Annotated in this window: 1 protein-coding gene; it reads right to left on the minus strand. The window is 61.5% G+C overall.

Going from position 1 to position 811, the window contains the following annotated elements; translation table 11 throughout:
- A partial coding sequence (locus C0V97_RS18190) for a PLP-dependent aspartate aminotransferase family protein (RefSeq protein WP_127103766.1) occupies positions 1-811 on the minus strand: 811 nt, incomplete at both ends.

The raw sequence follows: 811 nt of genomic DNA on the forward strand, positions 1-811 counted from the left end.
CCCCCCCCCCCCGCCAGTAGTCGGAAGAACGAGACTTTCATACCCGCCCCAGGACGCGCCAATACCGAATAATGCGAGCGCGTCGATCATGTCACGCATCGCCGCAACCGAGAGATCCGCGCGCAACTCAACGCCGAAGAGTGAACTCGCGCCCTCGAAATCACGTGCCCAGAATTCATGACCCGGGCATTCCTCGAAGGCGGGATGAAGGACTTTTGCCACTTCGGGCCGACCTCGCAGCCATTGTGCCACCAGCAGAGCCGAGGCCGATTGCCGCTCCAGACGTACGGCCATGGTGCGCAATCCGCGCAGCGTCAGCCAGCATTCGTCCGGCCCGGCTAGCTGGCCGATCTGAATGGCTGAGTCGCGCAGATCTTTCCAGAGCGCGCCATCGGCGACCGTGATCGCCCCGGCAATCACATCGGAATGTCCTGCCGGATATTTGGTGAGGGCCTGGATCGACACATCCACCCCGTGGCGGAAAGGCTGGAAGATGCCGATCCCCCAGGTGTTGTCGAGCATCAGCAGAGCACCATGCTCATGGGCCACGCGCGCCAGCATCGGGATATCCTGAACCTCGAAAGTATGGCTCCCGGGACTCTCCGCAAAAATGACGCGCGTATTGTCACGCAACAGGCCACGCAAGGCCTCTTCATCGGCCAGAGGTGCGTAATAGCTTGTCTCGATACCCATGCGCGCAAGCATGGTTCCGGCAAAACGCCGTGTCGGCCCGTAAACCGAGTCAGGTAAAAGCAGATGATCGCCCGCATTCAGAAAAGCGAGCAGCGGCAGGGTGCAGGCAGCAAGGCCC

This window comes from Asaia sp. W19 (assembly GCF_003994335.1).
Taxonomy (GTDB): domain Bacteria; phylum Pseudomonadota; class Alphaproteobacteria; order Acetobacterales; family Acetobacteraceae; genus Asaia.